The sequence below is a fragment of the Chryseobacterium sp. PTM-20240506 genome (genome assembly GCF_048296755.1).
In the GTDB taxonomy this organism is placed as follows: domain Bacteria; phylum Bacteroidota; class Bacteroidia; order Flavobacteriales; family Weeksellaceae; genus Chryseobacterium; species Chryseobacterium proteolyticum.
On sequence record NZ_CP182581.1, the window covers coordinates 4,377,959 to 4,394,988 of the forward strand.

20 protein-coding genes and 1 riboswitch are annotated in these 17,030 nt (G+C 36.2%); of the genes, 7 read left to right on the forward strand and 13 right to left on the reverse strand.

The window, feature by feature from the left end; all coding sequences use genetic code 11:
- Positions 1-3: 3 nt before the first annotated feature.
- Positions 4-1,089, reverse strand: a complete 1,086-nt coding sequence (locus tag ACNFU2_RS19670; protein ID WP_172276817.1) for an efflux RND transporter periplasmic adaptor subunit — start codon at positions 1,087-1,089, stop codon at positions 4-6.
- Positions 1,090-1,185: 96 nt separating this feature from the next.
- Positions 1,186-1,614 (reverse strand): hypothetical protein, encoded by a 429-nt coding sequence (locus tag ACNFU2_RS19675; RefSeq protein ID WP_273650953.1) that lies wholly within the window; start codon positions 1,612-1,614, stop codon positions 1,186-1,188.
- A gap of 596 nt (positions 1,615-2,210) precedes the next feature.
- On the opposite strand from ACNFU2_RS19675, the gene ACNFU2_RS19680 reads away from it, so the two are divergent.
- Positions 2,211-2,888 carry a TIGR02117 family protein gene (locus ACNFU2_RS19680; protein ID WP_273650954.1) on the forward strand — a complete coding sequence of 226 codons (678 nt, stop codon included), beginning with the start codon at positions 2,211-2,213 and terminating at the stop codon, positions 2,886-2,888.
- A gap of 33 nt (positions 2,889-2,921) precedes the next feature.
- Positions 2,922-3,380 carry a hypothetical protein gene (locus ACNFU2_RS19685; RefSeq protein WP_273650955.1) on the forward strand — a complete coding sequence of 153 codons (459 nt, stop codon included), beginning with the start codon at positions 2,922-2,924 and terminating at the stop codon, positions 3,378-3,380.
- Between the two features lie 35 nt (positions 3,381-3,415).
- Here the strand turns inward: ACNFU2_RS19685 and ACNFU2_RS19690 are convergent, their stop codons facing one another.
- The 6 genes from ACNFU2_RS19690 to ACNFU2_RS19715 all read right to left on the reverse strand — a co-directional run bounded on the left by ACNFU2_RS19690 (position 3,416) and on the right by ACNFU2_RS19715 (position 7,452).
- On the reverse strand, positions 3,416-4,546 hold the full coding sequence (locus ACNFU2_RS19690; protein WP_273650956.1) for an MBL fold metallo-hydrolase: 1,131 nt from the start codon (positions 4,544-4,546) through the stop codon (positions 3,416-3,418).
- A gap of 236 nt (positions 4,547-4,782) precedes the next feature.
- Entirely contained in the window at positions 4,783-4,977 is a 195-nt protein-coding gene (locus ACNFU2_RS19695) for a cold-shock protein (protein WP_089029390.1), read from the reverse strand.
- A 31-nt stretch (positions 4,978-5,008) separates the two neighbouring features.
- On the reverse strand, positions 5,009-5,437 hold the full coding sequence (locus tag ACNFU2_RS19700) for a cold shock domain-containing protein (RefSeq protein ID WP_172276829.1): 429 nt from the start codon (positions 5,435-5,437) through the stop codon (positions 5,009-5,011).
- Positions 5,438-5,449: 12 nt separating this feature from the next.
- On the reverse strand, positions 5,450-6,184 hold the full coding sequence (locus tag ACNFU2_RS19705; protein ID WP_273650957.1) for a DEAD/DEAH box helicase: 735 nt from the start codon (positions 6,182-6,184) through the stop codon (positions 5,450-5,452).
- Positions 6,185-6,364: 180 nt separating this feature from the next.
- Positions 6,365-6,520 (reverse strand): hypothetical protein, encoded by a 156-nt coding sequence (locus ACNFU2_RS19710; protein ID WP_273650958.1) that lies wholly within the window; start codon positions 6,518-6,520, stop codon positions 6,365-6,367.
- Between the two features lie 419 nt (positions 6,521-6,939).
- A complete protein-coding gene (locus tag ACNFU2_RS19715; RefSeq protein ID WP_172276838.1) occupies positions 6,940-7,452 on the reverse strand; it encodes a hypothetical protein in 513 nt (170 codons plus the stop codon).
- Between the two features lie 140 nt (positions 7,453-7,592).
- Between ACNFU2_RS19715 and ACNFU2_RS19720 the strand changes: the two genes are divergently transcribed.
- From ACNFU2_RS19720 to ACNFU2_RS19735, 4 genes are all read left to right on the forward strand, one after another.
- Positions 7,593-9,005 carry a PLP-dependent aminotransferase family protein gene (locus ACNFU2_RS19720; protein ID WP_418122777.1) on the forward strand — a complete coding sequence of 471 codons (1,413 nt, stop codon included), beginning with the start codon at positions 7,593-7,595 and terminating at the stop codon, positions 9,003-9,005.
- A 265-nt stretch (positions 9,006-9,270) separates the two neighbouring features.
- Positions 9,271-9,464, forward strand: a riboswitch (cobalamin riboswitch).
- 404 nt (positions 9,465-9,868) lie between these two features.
- Positions 9,869-10,777, forward strand: a complete 909-nt coding sequence (gene prpB, locus ACNFU2_RS19725) for a methylisocitrate lyase (protein ID WP_273650960.1) — start codon at positions 9,869-9,871, stop codon at positions 10,775-10,777.
- A complete protein-coding gene (prpC, locus tag ACNFU2_RS19730) occupies positions 10,770-11,915 on the forward strand; it encodes a bifunctional 2-methylcitrate synthase/citrate synthase (RefSeq protein ID WP_273650961.1) in 1,146 nt (381 codons plus the stop codon). The genes prpB and prpC overlap by 8 nt, the downstream gene beginning before the upstream one ends.
- 45 nt (positions 11,916-11,960) lie before the next feature.
- Complete coding sequence (locus ACNFU2_RS19735) at positions 11,961-13,412, forward strand: bifunctional 2-methylcitrate dehydratase/aconitate hydratase (protein WP_273650962.1); 1,452 nt, start codon at positions 11,961-11,963, stop codon at positions 13,410-13,412.
- A 171-nt stretch (positions 13,413-13,583) separates the two neighbouring features.
- Here the strand turns inward: ACNFU2_RS19735 and ACNFU2_RS19740 are convergent, their stop codons facing one another.
- The 5 genes from ACNFU2_RS19740 to ACNFU2_RS19760 all read right to left on the reverse strand — a co-directional run bounded on the left by ACNFU2_RS19740 (position 13,584) and on the right by ACNFU2_RS19760 (position 16,312).
- Complete coding sequence (locus ACNFU2_RS19740; RefSeq protein WP_172276853.1) at positions 13,584-13,913, reverse strand: hypothetical protein; 330 nt, start codon at positions 13,911-13,913, stop codon at positions 13,584-13,586.
- On the reverse strand, positions 13,910-14,308 hold the full coding sequence (locus ACNFU2_RS19745; RefSeq protein WP_273650963.1) for a DUF4267 domain-containing protein: 399 nt from the start codon (positions 14,306-14,308) through the stop codon (positions 13,910-13,912). Before ACNFU2_RS19745 ends, ACNFU2_RS19740 begins: the two co-directional genes overlap by 4 nt.
- A 69-nt stretch (positions 14,309-14,377) precedes the next feature.
- Positions 14,378-14,953: a Crp/Fnr family transcriptional regulator gene (locus ACNFU2_RS19750; RefSeq protein ID WP_172276859.1), complete on the reverse strand. Its 576-nt coding sequence runs from the start codon at positions 14,951-14,953 to the stop codon at positions 14,378-14,380.
- 119 nt (positions 14,954-15,072) lie between these two features.
- Positions 15,073-15,663, reverse strand: coding sequence for a hypothetical protein (locus ACNFU2_RS19755; RefSeq protein WP_172276862.1), 591 nt, complete (start codon positions 15,661-15,663; stop codon positions 15,073-15,075).
- Between the two features lie 235 nt (positions 15,664-15,898).
- Positions 15,899-16,312, reverse strand: coding sequence for a hypothetical protein (locus ACNFU2_RS19760; protein WP_273650964.1), 414 nt, complete (start codon positions 16,310-16,312; stop codon positions 15,899-15,901).
- A gap of 153 nt (positions 16,313-16,465) precedes the next feature.
- Between ACNFU2_RS19760 and ACNFU2_RS19765 the strand changes: the two genes are divergently transcribed.
- A complete protein-coding gene (locus ACNFU2_RS19765; protein ID WP_273650965.1) occupies positions 16,466-17,029 on the forward strand; it encodes a TetR/AcrR family transcriptional regulator in 564 nt (187 codons plus the stop codon).
- Position 17,030 lies beyond the last annotated feature (1 nt).

Genomic DNA, 17,030 nt, shown 5'->3' on the forward strand with positions numbered 1-17,030 from the left:
TAATTACTCAGCATAGAGATCCAGGTTCGACATCACTTTTTCAGGCTTCTGATAGCGGGTGGAAATTTTTTGATTTTCCTGTACCATTCGAAGCCCGTCCAAAAGAATTCTTTCATCTTTTCCAAGTCCTGACGCCACTACATAAATATGTGGTAATTCAGCAGCAATTTTTATTTCCCGTGCTTTTACTTTGTTGTCTTTGTTGATTACATATACATATTTCTTTTCCAGCTCTTCAAAAGTTGCTTTCTGAGGAATCAGCATAGCGTTGGCATAGGGAGCTGTAATCTGTATATTTCCGGTTTCCCCATATCTGAGAAGACCCTTAGGGTTAGAAAAAGTTGCTCTATATGCAATATTTCCTGTTTCATTATCAAAATCAGACTCGATGGTTTCCACAATACCATCCTGGCTGAATGTTTTTCCATTGGCCATTTTTAAACGGACATGCATAGGATCATTGTCCTTTCTGTCACTCATCTGATTCAGGTATTCAGCCTCCGGAACATTGAAGTATACCCACATCTTGCTGTTATCCGAAAGTTCTGTGATCAGCTCGCCTTCGTCTACCAGACTTCCTTTCCGTACATGCAGACGGCCTACAATTCCGTTAAAAGGAGCCCTGATCTCAGTAAATTTCAGGTGTGTATTCATTGACGAAAGCTCAGCCTGGGCTTTTTCATATTTCGCCTTAGCCATTGCCATTTCCTGTGGAGCTACAATATCTTTATCTGAAAGATTTTTAGTGTTCTGGTATTCTATCTGAGCATATTTTGCTTCTGCCTTTGCCCTGTTAACATCAGATTCATAAAGGTTGGGCATAATTTTAAATAGCAGTTGTCCCTTTTTTACATATTGACCTTCATCTACATATAAGGTCTGGATATAACCTTTTTCCTGAGCACGGAGTTCTATATGGTTAATGGATCGGATTTGTGCTACATAATCTTTGTCGATTAAAGTATCTTTCACTAGCGGGCTTGTTACATTGAAAACCGCAGCTTCTGCTTTTTCTTTTTTCTCTGATTGACAGCTTATGCATAGCAAAATAATGCACAGGTTTATATACATGAGACTTTTCTTGACCATGATAATCATTTTATAGTAAATTTTTTTAATTGAAAAAATAAGGTTGCAGGCTCTCAGTATGAGAACCTATAAATTTTCCGTAAAAATATACTAAGATCACAGCCGGATGACCCTGTACTGGATGTACAGGTCATCATTGAAATATTTTAGATGTTCTGAATTAGCAAGTGAAACAGCACTCTGTCTGTTATGGAATTTCGTAACGAAATCAGGTTTCAGATGTCCGATGTCAGTCCCTAAACAGATTGGAGGTCCCGTAAAACCGGATGTCTCTACATTATCATCGTTTTCATTATCGCTTTCGGAAAGGTTTGCTCTAAGCTTATGGTAGGGCAGGTGTGAAACAACATATTGATCATGAAGTTCATGGTCCCTTAGAAAAGCATAAGAATGTTTTATATTGTTTTCCGAAGAATCATCACTTACGGATTTTGAATTGAAGTTGACATCAAAATCGGGATACTCCGGTATCTGACCAGAGTACAAACCTAAAACAGTGAGTAGTGCAAATAAAAAGGTAAACAAATATTGATGAAATCTTCCCCGCATCCAATGACAAAGGTAACTAAACTTGAAAATTGAAACAAAACGTGGGGATTAAAAATGTGTTAAAAAAATGATAAAAATGTAAAATATAATTACAATAAATGCCTGATTGCAAGTTCTTGATGAGAATGTATCCAAAAAAAAGGGGAGATTGAAGGGGATATGGTGGTGAGAAACTGAAAAATTGAGTTTCGTATGAGGAGTTAAGCGTTAAATTTTTGGTGATAAACCCTCGTTTGGAATTTCTGCTGTTCCAAATTAAAGAGGGTAGTCGACCATTCCTTAAATTTAGCGGTTTAAGGAGGCAAAGATTTTGTGAATAAAAATTCTCTGAAAAGCCTTTCCTAAAAAGAAAAATTGACTTTCAAAAAGATAAAATCTTTTAGAAAATCAACGTTTTTTTTGTATTCTTTTCGGAGCTGTTTTTACTCTTATTTTAAATCTTTTTTGGGATTTAGTGTTTTTACGCATATTTGTGACTATTTCATACTTAAATGTACTGATTTTTCCGATTAAAACAAATATTTTTGTTATAAATTAAAAATTAATTTTACGTAACCTTATAAGACATATCTGTGAAAAAAATACTTATTATCGTTTTAAAAGCTTTAGGAATCATCCTCGGGATCGTTGCTCTTTATGTTGTTCTTGCCCTGTTAGTCCCGTTTATCGGGGTTTCAGCGAAGGATGACGGTGAAAAGAAAGAGATTCCAATTTATATTTATACCAATGGAGTACACACGGATATTGTAATGCAGGTAAAAAACGATCTGCAGGACTGGAGTACAAAAGTTCCTTTCTCCAATACCACTTCAAAGAGAACTGATTATCAATATATAGGAATCGGATGGGGAGATAAAGGTTTCTACCTGGACACTCCGACATGGGCTGATTTAAAATTTTCAACAGCTTTCAAAGCTGCTTTCTGGTTAAGTGAATCTGCAATGCACTGTACTTATTATAGTACGATGAAAGAAGGAGAAGACTGTAAAATGATTATGATCAGCAGGTCCCAGTATAAAAAATTAGTTGAATTCGTAGAAGCCAAATTCGATAGAGATAAGAATGGTAATTTTATTCTCATCCCGACAAATGCTGTGTATGCTGATAATGATGCCTTTTATGATGCTAAGGGAAGCTACAATTTCACGTATACCTGTAACACCTGGACAAATGATGCCCTAAAAGCTGCGGGACAAAAAGCAGCCCTGTGGACGGCTACAGATTTTGGAATATTCAGGCATTATAAATAATTTTTAGTCAGAAAAAATATAATCCCTTAACTGATGATAACTGAAATTGAACAACAGACCCTGGACATTGATTGGTTTCTCACGGATGGCAAATACATTGGATTTATGGCTTCTGCAGGAGGAAAGTTACCTGATTCTGTAGCTAAATCAGCAGAAAATCATAAGAAATTAGTACATTATTTCAGGAATTTGCCTGTAGTATCAGATTTTACAATTAATCCCGAATTAAACTCGGTCTTAATTGAAATATATCGTAGTAAAGCAGATGAAAGATATCTTGAAGATTACATTTCAATGGCAAAAAAAGGTTTGTATTCATTTGATAAAAGTAACTTTAATCATTTTCTTGATGGTAACTACCACCTGGTAGCGAGCCCTGTGAATCCTCTAACATTAGAAGATTTACCTGTGGATATATCGGAGATCCTTATAGAGACCCAATTTCAGGATAAAATAAACCAAATGCTGAAAATGGACATCTCAAGTTTATAAAATTGGAATTTTCCAAAATTAACTTTTCAGATGCCTCATTGAACATTTTTCCACCATTCGTTAAACTTCTGATTTGTTTGGTCTAAATGAACTAATTCGCCGATCATAGGAGTTGCTAATCGATAAGTTTGGTTCTTAGAAAGAGCAGTGATTTTTTCCAAAGGTTCTTTCCAGGGATGGTTGGCCAGGGTGAATTTAGAATTATGCACGGGTAATAAATTTTGGGCACCCAGCTCTTTTGTTCCCAAAGCAACTTCTTCCGGAAGCTCATGTACCGATTGCCATGCTTTATTATATTGCCCACATTCCATAATGGCCCAATCAATTTTTCCGTATTTTGAACCTATAGATTTAAATCTATCATCACGACCTCCGTCTCCGCTGTAGTACACTTTCATAGAAGGTGTCTGAATCAGGAAAGAAAGCCATAATGCCTGTCCGCTTCTGAATCCTCTTCCGGAATCATGATGTGTAGATTCCGTAAATATGATAAATTCTGGCTTTACGTTTACGGATTCGTACCAGTCTTTTTCTATAATCTGATCGGGTGTATATCCCCAGCGTTCAAAATGAGCTCCGTTCCCTAAACCACAGACTACATGTTTTGTCTTTTTTTGCAGTTCTTTTACGGTTTCGTAATCCAGATGATCATAATGATCATGCGATAAAAGTAGGTAGTCGATTTCAGGCAGGTCTGCTACCGTATAAATATCACTTCCTTTATAAGCCGTAACACTTCCAGGGATAGGGGAGGCTTTTCCACTGAATACAGGATCAACAAGGATCTTTACGCCATCGAGTTGAAGAAAAAATGAAGAATGCCCAAACCATACATACGCGTTATCATGAATATTCAGTGCTTTTAAATTGGTCTTTATGGATGGTAGCGAATCTACGGGGCTTCGGTGTGGAAATTTTGTAAACAGGGTTTCGTACAATACACCCGGCATCGAGTAGCCTTTAGTAAGCGTTGGCCTCTCCACAATATTCCTGAATCTGCCATCTTTATAATGGGAAGAAGCTTTTATCAGTTCAAGACGTTTACCCTCCGGCAGGGCTCCGAATTCCTCCCGCCTCATATAGAAAAAGGTAATGATACCAAGAACAGTGATAATGAGGACCAGCAGGATCAATATTTTCCGGAATACTTTTACAATTCTTTTCAAGGTGATTGATTTTTTACTTCAAAATGTTTTTAGATGTCCAGATCACCCGGAACATCAGTGATGTGTTTTTATTACATAAAGATAATACTTCCCAATAAAGTAATGATGGGTTTATTATTTATAGGACGATCGACTTTGGATTATACTTTATCTGGATTTATTTGAAATAAAAAAAAGACCCCAAATGGGGCCTTCTGTGTGATTTGATATTATCTTATCGGAAAATATCTGGAAAACTATGCAAGTTTTACGTTTACTGCGTTTAATCCTTTTTCACTTTTTTGTACTTCAAAAGTTACTTTATCGTTTTCACGAATAATTCTTGTGCTTAACCCTGAAGCGTGTACAAAGATATCCTGTCCTCCGTCTGCTGGAGAAATAAATCCGAAACCTTTTGTTTCGTTAAAAAATTTTACTGTGCCTTCTTGCATTGTAATTGTTATTAAAAATTGTTGTTATTTATTATTTGATCAGTTGAATATCAATAGCAGAAAATCCTTTCGGAGATCTCTCTTTTTCAAATGATACTTTATTTCCTTTCTTTACGGGTTCCGCACAGTTGTTGGAATGGAAAAATACATTTTCCTTTGTTTTATCTTCTGTAATAAAACCATAACCTTTTTCACTGAAAAAAGTAATAATTCCTGATTTACGGATTTCCTCTTCAGGAATAGGAGCAGCTCCCAGCTGAATATCATCAAGGTTAATTTCTTGCGTCTCTTCAGGTGGAGTAGAAGTAAGTCTTCCGTATGAATCCACATACGTTAGCATTTCATCAAGTCCCTTTCCTTTATTGTTATTAGTTTTTCGTTCTTCACGGCGTAAAGCCTTTTCTTTTTGTTTTTGAATTTTTTTCTTGAAATTTTCTTTTTTAGAGAAAGAATCTGCCATAAATTAATTTTATTATTTAGTTATTATATTAAAGTACTGGAGCGGATCGGCGTTATAAAGCCTGTCCGTTTTTTCTTTTTTTCCTACGGGTATCACTGTATGATCTGCATTTTTTTCTATAGGTGTAGGTTTAATCTCCACCGGGTTGCTTAGCAATGGATCAGCAAATCTTTTAACCTTGTCTGATATGACCGAAGAAAAAAGTAAGGTTTGTCTTTTATGAGGAAGAAGTTTAATAACTTTCTTCACATCATTCACAAAATTCGTATCGAGCATTTTATCTGCTTCATCTAAAACCAGGATTTCAATCCTGGAAAGACTGATAGGTCTCTGATTGATTAATTCAAGTAAAGCAGCAGGAGTTGTTATAAGAACGTCCACTCTTACTCTTAAAGCGGCAAGCTGATTTCCTTGTGATGTTCCATCATGAATGGTCAACTGGGATAAAGGAAGATATTTACTGTAAATTCTGAAATCTTCTTCAATCTCCACTGCTATTTCTTGTGTCGGCGTTAATACCAGTGTCCGTATTTCTTTATGTTCCGGTGCGCTTTTCTTCAACAGCTGAATAACAGGCATGGTAAATGCTGCTGTTTTTCCAGGTTCCTTAGGTCCAAACCCCAAAATATCTCTACCCATCAAAATCTGCGGAATAACATCCGCCTGTATTTCTGTCGGTTTAGAATATCCTGTCTCTGTAGCGGCGCGGATAATGGGATTAATTAAATTTAAATTTTTGAAATTCATTGATAAGGTTTGCCGAATCTTCGACCTTTGACCAATTCTTTATCAGGAATTGAATATTTATTTTATTGTTGGTGTATCGGAAAAAAATAATTTTTCCCGTTGTTTCATTTGCTTTGTTCACCAATAATCTGAATAAATAAAGATCGTTGCTGAGTTTGCAATAGCGTGGCATGCCTCACATTAAATGAGCACCTCTATACGCCCGTAAACCCTGGAGCCTGCGTAATGGTCTTCTTTTGTAATTTCTACTGAGAGTAAATCTCCTAAAGGAGTAAAAGGATCTTCAAATTGTTTTTCTATTCTTTGTTTTTTAAAGTTGCCTGTATATATATTCATTCAAGAAATAAATAAGGGTTAATTTTTGGCAGCTGAAAAAGCAAAAACTGAAAGAAAAAAATAAGTATTCTAAACTGTAACAGATAGCAAAGGCAGAGGCCTGGTTATTTATTAAGTGCAAAGATACGAAAAAATAAGGGATAATCGATGTTTTAATTAATTGATTTTCAAAAAATTGTTTAAAAACAGCTTTTAGCCATAAAGAATCGGGCTTCTGTTTGTAAATATAAGGTCAAAATCTTTTGTAATGGGTTGTTTTTTTAATTAATGTATTACATGATCCTGTCAGCAACATTATATCTGCTAACAGGATCTGTTTGTTGAGGTTGCTTTTCCTCCTCTAAGCTAAGAAAATTAAAATATTGTCCACATCTGTTCCAAAAAATAACAATGTAAATATGTGAAAGGAATAGTCTTATTTACTTCAGCTTCAGTTCGTATATTTTTGCAGGGAGTGAAAATGCTTTCAGTGTGGTCGTTTTTATAAATTCAAATCCAACCGAATTGAAGAATGAGAGCATGGGATCATCTTCAGTTATGCTGATCCAGATACGATCTGTAAAAGTAATAGCTGATCTGCTTTTGTTCCATAATGATTGTCTTATTTCAGGCTGATCATATTCAGGAAGGATAGAAAAATCAATTATTTCCGTCATTCTCTCCCCTTCATTTGCTTCCGGATATAATGATCCGCTTTTAAAAAGGCAATAACCGACGGGTTCATGATCTGCAAACACCATAATGAGCTGGGTGGATAAGTCATTCAGGATATTGATCATTTTCCTGTATTCTACATTTTCGGCAAGGTATTCTTCAATTTTTTCCGATGAAACTTTTCCAGAATAGGTATTTCTGATATATGGTCTCATGACAGCAAAAAGGTGATCGATTCCCTGGTCTGATCCTACGGTAAATTTGGATATAATTTCCATTATGATTCTTTTTTACCCAAAGCTAATGGATTATTAAACTGTTGTATGAGTACAGTTGAGTACAATTGAATCAGTACAGTTGGTTTTTAATCATTTGTGCGAACACATTTGTACATTTGTTATGAAAAAGATGAAACGCCATGAAGACGTACAGATATGAGATTTTTACCACTGCTATTGAAGATAAAATAAAGACTGGAATGTTAAAGCCCGGCACCCGTCTACCATCTGTGAGAGAGATTAAAGAAAATTATCATCTGAGTACAAGTTCGGTTCAAAGTGGTTATGATCATCTGGTGATGAAAGGATGGGTGAAAAATATTCCCCGCTCCGGTTATTTTGTAGCAGATGATGTTCCACAAATAAGCAGTGAAAACTTACCACTTTACCCGGTCTCAAAAAATGAAGTTTTCAATAAAAATGTTGCTCTGATTTCATCAAGAAATAAGCCCTCCGAATATGCCTCATTTAATTCGGCGGCACCTACGGATCTATTGATTCCGCAAAAGCTCATTTTAAAAAAAATGCAGAAAGTGATCCGCGAAAAAGGGACTTCACTTCTTCGCTACTATCCTGCTAACGGGTCTTTAGAACTAAGAGATCTTATCGCTAAACGTACTTCTCAATATGGATACACATTGCATCCTGAAAAATTAATCATTACTGATGGAGCATTGCAGGCACTTTACATTGCCCTGGCATCTGTGACGAATGCCGGTGACCTCATTGCTGTTGAAAGTCCGTGCGTTTTTTCTGTTTTGGAAGTAATTGCCAATCTGAAACTTAAAGTCATAGAAATTCCTGTCCGGGATAGAAATGGTTTTGATACGGCATATTTAAAAAAGATATGCGCGGATCATGATATCAGATCTCTTGTAGTTACACCTAATTTTCACAATCCTACAGGAATTCTGATGTCGGAAACTGTAAAAAAAGAACTGCTTTCCATTGCGGAAGAATATGAGTTTCCGATTATCGAAAATGATATTTACGGAGACCTTTATTTTGGCAATGAGAGACCTTCGGGGATCGGGAGTTTTGATACCGGTGGTTGGGTAATAACTTTTTCTTCTTTTTCCAAAACATTGGCTCCCGGTATTCGCCTGGGATGGATGCATTCGGGAAAATTCCATGCGGAAGCAGAGAGAACCAGGTTTGCCTTAGGAAGATCTGTTGCTCCGGTATATCAGGAACTGGTCATTAAACTGCTTGAAGACCATAGCTATGATAAACATTTGCGTTCATTTCGTAAACAGCTATATAAGCAGGCCAAAGATGTGTTAGAGATATTAAAAAGCCATTTTCCGGATGGGGCTTATTTTGAAGATCCTCAGGGTGGATACAGCATTTGGGGAAGTTTGCCTGAAGGAGTGGATATGGAGAAATTTTACGCTTATTGCGAACAGCAAAGAATATTATTTACTCCCGGAGAAATTTTTAGCCTTACCGATCAGTTCAGGTACCATTTCAGGATTATTTTTGCAGAACGTATCACATCCCATAGCCTGTTGGCTTTGCAAAATATAGGTGAGAATTTGAAACAGATATTGTGAGTGTTTTTCAGGCTTTTATCTGTTAATTCAGAATCATATTTTCATATTGAGAGCATATGCTTTTCTCAATAATCGTGTTTGTCGGATTTTTTTGCAAGTGATTTTTACATAATCAAGATCATTTTAATTATGATTTTGAAAATTGAAAATATATTTATAATGCCTATTTTCAAAGAATTACGAATTCCTAACTGTTGTTCGTAAATAATTATTTTCGTGTTTCAATAAAATACCTATATTTACCACCAAGGAGTTCATTTATACTTCTTTATCAACCGGAATTGGTTACACTTAGCTGTGAATTAAAAGGGAATCGTGTGTGAATCACGAACTGTCGCGCAACTGTAAGTAACACTCAAAAGGTTTTTATCAATCAGGGTTCACTGTTCTTTTTTTGAATGGGAAGGACGATAAAAATTGTTACAAGTCAGGAGACCTGCCTATTTCGAATTGACGATGCTTTCGCGATCTGAAGCTTATAGTCAGGTATGATACGATGTGATAACAGTGCCCGATATCTTTTTGTGTACATTATCATTTTTAAGAAATGGTTTACAGGTTTTGCTTTTCAGGGCTGTATCATTTCTACAGCTTGCTCGTATTAGTCCCTTTCCATAATTTTCTCTTTTACAAAGTATTGTGAAGTTTTATCAGCACCTTTTATATTGATTTATAAGCATTACAGGCTGATGGCAGCAATCTTTGACCGGATTGTTATTACATGAAAATGTAATGAGGCTGTTCAACCATTCATTAAGGTTTATAGGTCGTTTAATTATTTTAATCATTTAAAGAATAATCTTTCTTTAAATTGTTGGAAGAATGTGAGTTAAAATACATCAAAACGAACAATAATATTAAAGATGAGTAAAAATGTAAGTCTAGAGTCTGCCGGATTACGTTTCCGGGAGACGATGCAAAAAGAAAACCCTCTTCAGATTGTCGGGGCTATCAATGCCAATCATGCATTGCTGGCGCAGCAAGCAGGATTCAATGCTATTTATCTTTCCGGAGGAGGAGTTGCTGCAGGATCGTTGGGAATTCCGGATCTGGGAATTACGACCCTTGAGGATGTTCTGATCGATATTCAACGAATAACCAATGTATGTGATTTACCTCTATTGGTGGATGTAGATACGGGGTTTGGTCCTTCGGCATTCAACGTAGCAAGAACTGTAAAATCATTAATTAAAGCCGGAGCAGGTGCTTTGCATATTGAAGACCAGGTGGGAGCGAAACGTTGTGGGCACCGTCCAGGTAAAGAAGTGGTAAGCAAAGAGGAAATGGTAGACCGTTTGAAGGCTGCTGTTGATGCTCGGACGGATGAAAATTTTGTGATCGGGGCACGTACTGATGCTTTTGCCAATGAAGGGCTTGAAAAAACATTGGAAAGGGCTGTTGCCTATAAAGAAGCCGGAGCAGATTTCATCTTTGCGGAGGCTGTTCCTGATTTAAGCTATTATCAAAAGTTTGTAGACGCTACAGGTATTCCTGTACTGGCCAATATTACAGAATTCGGAATGATTAAAATGTATACTGCTGATGAACTGAAAGATGCGGGAGTCGGTTTGATTTTATATCCCCTTTCTGCTTTCCGGGCGGCAAATAAGGCAGCACTGAATGTTTACGAGCATATCCGGAAAGATGGAACCCAGGCTCATGTAATTGATACCATGCAGACCCGGGAAGAGCTTTACAAAAGTATTGGATACCATGATTACGAACAAAAATTAGATAACCTATTTAAACAGAACAAGAATGTCAATGAATAACGAACCAACATTTAAGCCTAAGAAAAGTGTAGCGCTTTCCGGGGTTGCCGCAGGTAATACTGCACTTTGCAGTGTAGGAAAAAGTGGAAATGATCTCCATTACAGAGGTTATGACATTTTGGACCTCGCAGAAAAAGCAGAATTTGAGGAGGTAGCCTATCTTCTTATTTACGGACAGCTACCAACAGGAGCCCAGTTAAAAAACTATAAAGCCAAATTGAAATCACTGAGAGGATTACCACATTCTGTAAGAAATATCCTGAAAAGTATTCCTGCAGCTGCCCATCCGATGGATGTAATGCGCTCCATGGTTTCAGCAATTGGAAGTATTCAGCCTGAAAAAGACGATCATAATGTGGCGGGAGCAAGGGATATTGCAGACAAATTACTGGCATCATTCAGTTCCGGACTTTTGTATTGGTATCATTATACGCATAACGGAAAAGAGATTGATGTAGAAACTGATGATGATACTATTGGGGGCCATTTTCTTCACCTGTTGCATGGTAAAAAAGCACCCGATTCCTGGGTGAAGGCAATGGAAATCTCTCTTAATCTGTATGCAGAGCATGAATTTAACGCTTCCACTTTTACTGCGCGTGTTATTGCGGGAACCTCTTCAGATTTTTATTCCTGTATAACGGGAGCTATCGGCGCTTTAAGAGGTCCTAAACATGGTGGGGCGAATGAAGTGGCTTTCGAAATTCAGAGTCGTTATAATTCCCCGGATGAAGCGGAAGAGGATATCAGAAGGCGTATTGGTAACAAAGAAGTAATTATTGGATTTGGACATCCGGTGTACACTATATCGGATCCGCGAAACGTAGTGATAAAAAAAGTAGCGAAAGAACTTTCCGAAGAGGCAGGAGATATGTTGCTTTATCATATTGCTGAAAGGCTGGAAACCATAATGTGGGAAGAAAAGAAAATGTTCCCTAACCTGGATTGGTTCTCAGCGGTTTCGTATCATCTGATGGGAGTACCAACCCTTATGTTCACTCCGTTATTTGTTATTTCAAGAGTCACCGGATGGAGTGCCCACATCATTGAACAAAGGCAGGATGGCAAAATTATCCGTCCAAGTGCCAATTACACCGGGCCTGAAAATAAAGAATTTGTTCCTATCACAAGCAGATAATACAATCAATTTAAAATATAAACTAATTAAACTTAAAACAAAAAGATGTCATCACACATTTCAAATGAAAGACCACAACCGGATCAGGTATTAACAGATATTGCAGATTACGTATTGAACTTCGAAATTAAAAACGACCTGGCCTGGAAAACGGCCCACTACTGCCTTTTAGATACTATTGGATGTGGATTGGAAGCTTTAACTTATCCTGCATGTACGAAATTATTGGGACCTATTGTAAAAGGAACTGTTGTTCCGAATGGTGCAAAAGTGCCGGGAACTCAGTTTCAACTGGATCCGGTTCAGGCGGCTTTCAATATTGGAGCTATTATTCGTTGGCTGGATTTTAATGATACATGGCTAGCTGCAGAATGGGGACATCCTTCTGATAACTTAGGAGGAATTTTAGCAACCGCTGACTGGTTGTCCAGAACCCATATTGCAGAAGGAAAAGCTCCTTTGAAAATGAAGCAGGTGCTGGAAGCCATGATCATGGCGCATGAAATTCAGGGAGTAATTGCTCTTGAAAATTCATTCAACAGAGTAGGTTTAGATCACGTTTTATTAGTGAAGTTGGCTTCTACGGCCGTTGTAGGGAAATTAATTGGATTAACCCGTGATGAGCTGATCAATGCGATCTCATTGGCCTTTGTGGACGGACAATCTTTAAGAACATACCGTCACGCTCCTAATACAGGAAGTCGTAAGTCATGGGCAGCCGGAGATGCCACTTCCAGAGCTGTGCGTTTAGCATTAATTGCCAAAACCGGCGAAATGGGTTATCCTTCGGTACTTACGGCTAAAATATGGGGATTCTATGATGTTTCATTTAAAGGAAATGAATTCAAATTTCAGCGTGAATACGGTTCTTATGTAATGGAGAATGTATTGTTTAAGATCTCTTTCCCTGCTGAATTCCATTCACAAACAGCCGTGGAAGCAGCTATGACATTGCACCATCAATTAAAAGGGATGGGTAAAACAACTGAAGATATTAAAAAAATTACTATTCGTACGCATGAAGCGGCTATCAGGATTATCGATAAAAAAGGTCCCCTGAATAATCCTGCAGACAGAGATCATGCGATTCAATATATGGTAGCGGTACCTCTTATCTTCGGAAGGCTGACTGCTGCCGACTATGAAGATAATATTGCTTCAGATCCAAGGATTGATATTCTTCGTGATAAAATTGAATGTATCGAGGAGGTTCAGTTTACCACTGATTACCATGATCCTGAAAAACGTTCCATTGCCAATGCATTAACAGTAGAGTTAAATGACGGAACTGTTTTGGAAGAAGTAAAAGTAGAGTATCCTATAGGACATAAACGAAGAAGGGATGAAGGAATTCCTGAACTGATTAAAAAGTATAAATTGAATCTCGCCCGTATATTCCCGGAAAAGCAGCAAAGACTTGTATTGGAAAATTCTCTGGAGTATGATAAGCTGGTTAACCTCAATGTTAATGAGTTTGTGGATCTTTTGATTGTTTAATTATCTGAAATTCAATAAATAATTTCAGAAAAATAAAATAAATACTGACTTACCAAACACCTTAAAACAGATATTTGATTTTTTTTCAAAGCCTGAACAATCGTGAAGTTCAGGCTTTGATATGTAATAACTTTTTATTGAAAATAAAATTGAAATTGTATCGAAGAATACCTACGTTTTGATGACTCCTATCAAGCCTGCAAGGATAGCCATTCCGAATAAAAGATAGAACACTTTCGTTGGAACATTTTTCCCACTGTATATTCCGCAAAAAGTTGAAACTCCTAAAAACAAAAATGATTTTGGTATGATCTTATACAAATTGATGTGAGGGTATTTCAGGACGACAAGGAGAATTCCTGTTAATAAAATGGTAACTCCAATAAGAATGTTTTTTTTATGAAGGACCTTATTCTGTTGAGGAAATAATATGGCAAGCTGAATAATAAATACTAAGAATGCGATGAAATGTAAAACCAGAACGATATTAAATAAAATCATGATAGTATTAGTTTATGGTTTTGTAAATAATAAAATCCACACGACAGACAAATGATAACGGCGATCAGGTGGGAAAGTAAATGACCGGCTGTGGAGCCAGGATGTGATAGTACGACGAAGAAGTCTGTAGCTGGAATGATAGTTCCTAAAACCAGGATAACACCTAATGCGAAGAACTGTTTTTTCCCTAAAAGAAGGATAATGATCAATCCAAAGAAAAAATCACGGATTCCTTTGATATACTGAAAAGAAAAATCCCCATTGGTAACAGTACGGATACCATAATCTATTTCAGCACCAACAGGATTAATAAAAAAGCGGATTCCAATGTAAAGTAAACCAATACCTGAAATGAGGCTAAGCCAGAATGATGTTTTTTGTTGTAAACGTTTCATAAGAACTTTATTTTGTTGATACAAAATTCTTCAACGTTTAATAGAAATTGATGCACCCAGGTTAATAAATCATAAAAGTGATATTCTTTTTCTGATTCTGCTCAATGATTGTGGCTTTACTCCCACATAGGAAGCAATATAATATTGAGATATCCTTTGTTGCAGATCAAAATGCTCCTTAATAAATTTTTCGTAGCGGGATTTTGGAGAATCCGTATAAAATGAATTCCTGTCTTTTAATGTTTTGATAAGAACATACTCAATAGATAGCCGTCCAAATCGCTCTCCATTTTTTACCTGTTCATACAGCTTCTGAAGATTTTCATAGCTGATGGTCCAGATCCGGGTATTTTCTAAAGCCTGAATGAGTTGCTTAGATGGTGTCTGCGGGCCAAAGCTTTCAAAATTACAGGTAAATTCATTTTCTTTTGAGAAGCCATAAGTTCTTTCTTCCCCATCATCATTGATGTAATAACGGACAAGACCATTTTCAATAAAGCCGACATATTTGCAGATTTCACCTTCCTTAAGGAAAAAATCTCCTTTTTTATATTCTTTCAATCTGAATAAGTTCTGAATTATTTTTTCTTCATCATAACTTATTTCTACTATCTTTTTTATAGCCACAAGTAAAGCATTATCCATTCTAAAACAATTTAGTTAGCGGTAAAACTTATATCAACAGTATAATTTTGATAATATGGAAAGTTACGGCTTTCAATTAAAGAATAATAAACTTTGCGCTCAGTATTTTATTGAGCAGATTACTGATATTGGTATTCGATATTACTCCACAAAACAACATCACCGGATTCGGTCATTTCTGCTGGTTTATTAAAAGCACTTTTACCGAAAATAGTTTCATATTGTGTAACACCAAAAGTGTTCGTTTGTGAAATCAGCATGGGTCCGAAATCAGTTCTTGGAACTTTTTTTACATACCGTAGTGATCTCTTTAATGTAAATGAAGATTTTTCTCTGTTAAAATTACCGATATAGGTCAATTCGTTATGATCATTGATAAATACAGAATCCTTGTCCATTGTAATGGTATATTTTATGCCGGCTGATGTTTCGGAAATCAGCTGTAAAGAGCTGTTTTTTATGTCAAGACTTATTTTCCTCCATATTGGTTCCTGATAAGTTCCCCAATAAGCAGTCAGATAAGATTCGCCGGGATCAGATTCCTGGGCAATCGGTCCTTTATAAAGAGTAACATTTTTTACAAGATAATTTTTATATTCCAGGTTATATAATGTTTTTTCCGTTGGTTTTGGTTTTTCAGAAATATCATCATTTCCCGCACATGAAATGAGTAATGTCGAAACTAAAAGAATATTGAGAATAGGTTTCATTGCAATTTAAAATTGTATCGTCAGGATAGTTTTTACGTATGTTTAATTCACGGTAAAGATACTTATTATTGTATTAAATCTCCTCAAATACTTTATATATGGGCTTTTTAATAATTGTTAAATTTGCAATGAGCTAGTTTTTAGTAATTTAATTTTTGACAGTATTCATTAAATTGCGTCAAAAATGTGATGGAAAAAATACTTTCTTCAATTCTAATAAGGTTGACTGTTTAATTTAATAAGCCCTTTCAATATTGATTTCTTCATAAGTGTCCCACATATCAGTAGTGATTTTCGTTACCGTTAGTTCATTGCCATTTATTGAAGCTTTGTAATTGACAAAATTAAGGGTCATATTTGAAGAGGAACTGTTATAATATCCCTTTTGTATTTCATATTTTTCGCAGTTTATGTACGATACAAAAGTTGCAGGAGTAGTATCGATAAGCTGATCGATCTGGTAGTATGATTTTGCAGCACAGGTACCATCATGCGATACGGTAAAGGTTACCACCCCATTTTTTTTCTTAAACGACTGGTACAAATAGTATCTGGTAGATTTTTTAGATGGGGCAGGAGAAGTATAATCCGAATCACTTATGCAGGAAGTAAGAAAAAGAATTGATAAGACCAGCAGGAACACTTTCATAATTTGATGTTTTTGCAAAGATATACTTTGATATTATATAATGCTATTACTTTCATTAATGGATATCTTAACATAGCTTTTGATATATACATTATAGAAAAAAGTGAAAATTTAAATATACAAGTCTGTCTATTTAATTTATATCTTTGTACCATGAAACAAAGAGGACAAGTTGTAACCGACAGGATATTGGATACCGCCGAACGTTTATTTTATAGACAGGGTTATAGTAATACCGGTATCAATCAGATCATTCAAGAGGCTGATATTGCCAAGGCATCTTTGTATAAACATTTTGAAACAAAGACGGACCTGTTGATCGCTTATATCCGCCGTACGCATGAGCTATGGTTCAGCAGGCTGGAAAGCAGTGTCAACAAAGTTAAAGATCCTAAACAGAAACTACTGGCACTTTTTGATCATCACACCGAACGTCAGAAATTCAGGCAGTTCGGAGGCTGTCCGTTCATTAAAGCAAATGATGAAGCAGGGACAAGTGATCCGGAAGTTTTAGCCGAAATACAATCAGCTAAAGTGCACAGTAAAGAATTTATAAAAACCCTTGTTGAAAATTCCGGACATAAGAAAATATTGTCTGATGAAGAGCTGGCAGAAACAATCTACGTTATGCTGGAAGGCGCTATTGTTACCGCCTCCGTCTTTAAAAAACCTGACGAAATTCATTCTGCCAAAAAAATCATTGAAAAACTGATCTAGA

Excerpts from the sequence above, each read along its gene's own strand:
- ACNFU2_RS19700 (WP_172276829.1), bottom strand. The coding sequence starts at position 5,437 with ATGGCAGATTCTTTCTCTAAAAAAGAAAATTTCAAGAAAAAAATTCAA.
- ACNFU2_RS19735 (WP_273650962.1), top strand. The coding sequence starts at position 11,961 with ATGTCATCACACATTTCAAATGAAAGACCACAACCGGATCAGGTATTA.
- ACNFU2_RS19760 (WP_273650964.1), bottom strand. The coding sequence starts at position 16,312 with ATGAAAGTGTTCCTGCTGGTCTTATCAATTCTTTTTCTTACTTCCTGC.
- ACNFU2_RS19705 (WP_273650957.1), bottom strand. The coding sequence starts at position 6,184 with ATGAATTTCAAAAATTTAAATTTAATTAATCCCATTATCCGCGCCGCT.
- ACNFU2_RS19745 (WP_273650963.1), bottom strand. The coding sequence starts at position 14,308 with ATGAAACGTTTACAACAAAAAACATCATTCTGGCTTAGCCTCATTTCA.
- ACNFU2_RS19685 (WP_273650955.1), top strand. The coding sequence starts at position 2,922 with ATGATAACTGAAATTGAACAACAGACCCTGGACATTGATTGGTTTCTC.
- ACNFU2_RS19710 (WP_273650958.1), bottom strand. The coding sequence starts at position 6,520 with ATGAATATATATACAGGCAACTTTAAAAAACAAAGAATAGAAAAACAA.
- ACNFU2_RS19695 (WP_089029390.1), bottom strand. The coding sequence starts at position 4,977 with ATGCAAGAAGGCACAGTAAAATTTTTTAACGAAACAAAAGGTTTCGGA.
- ACNFU2_RS19740 (WP_172276853.1), bottom strand. The coding sequence starts at position 13,913 with ATGATTTTATTTAATATCGTTCTGGTTTTACATTTCATCGCATTCTTA.
- ACNFU2_RS19715 (WP_172276838.1), bottom strand. The coding sequence starts at position 7,452 with ATGGAAATTATATCCAAATTTACCGTAGGATCAGACCAGGGAATCGAT.
- ACNFU2_RS19720 (WP_418122777.1), top strand. The coding sequence starts at position 7,593 with ATGAAGACGTACAGATATGAGATTTTTACCACTGCTATTGAAGATAAA.
- ACNFU2_RS19750 (WP_172276859.1), bottom strand. The coding sequence starts at position 14,953 with ATGGATAATGCTTTACTTGTGGCTATAAAAAAGATAGTAGAAATAAGT.
- ACNFU2_RS19755 (WP_172276862.1), bottom strand. The coding sequence starts at position 15,663 with ATGAAACCTATTCTCAATATTCTTTTAGTTTCGACATTACTCATTTCA.
- prpC (WP_273650961.1), top strand. The coding sequence starts at position 10,770 with ATGAATAACGAACCAACATTTAAGCCTAAGAAAAGTGTAGCGCTTTCC.
- ACNFU2_RS19765 (WP_273650965.1), top strand. The coding sequence starts at position 16,466 with ATGAAACAAAGAGGACAAGTTGTAACCGACAGGATATTGGATACCGCC.
- ACNFU2_RS19670 (WP_172276817.1), bottom strand. The coding sequence starts at position 1,089 with ATGGTCAAGAAAAGTCTCATGTATATAAACCTGTGCATTATTTTGCTA.
- prpB (WP_273650960.1), top strand. The coding sequence starts at position 9,869 with ATGAGTAAAAATGTAAGTCTAGAGTCTGCCGGATTACGTTTCCGGGAG.